General features: G+C 31.6%; 1 protein-coding gene. It reads right to left on the reverse strand.

Going from position 1 to position 307, the window contains the following annotated elements; translation table 11 throughout:
• Window positions 1-307, reverse strand: a 307-nt coding sequence (locus ACVYAD_RS25205; RefSeq protein ID WP_476428307.1) for a phosphopantetheine-binding protein, incomplete at both ends; no start/stop codon positions are given.

A 307-nucleotide genomic window follows, 5' to 3' on the forward strand; every position in this document is an offset into this window, starting at 1 on the left:
AAAAAATAGTTTCCTTCGCACTTTCAATAAACTTACTTACCTCTTTTATCGTTGGCGACTTAAATAATTCCATTATTGGAAGCTCTTTATTTATTTCTTTATGCATTTTTGAAATAAGTGTCATAGCCTTCAATGAATGTCCACCAAGGTCAAAGAAGTTATCATTTATCCCAATCTTATCTATTCCTAACACTTCACACCATATTCTTACTAAGGTTTCTTCTAATTCATTTCTTGGTGCTTCATATTCATTTAAAGAATCCTCTGTATTTGGTTTTGGAAGTGCTCTTCTATCCAGTTTCCCATT

This window comes from Lysinibacillus sp. G1-3 (assembly GCF_056322905.1).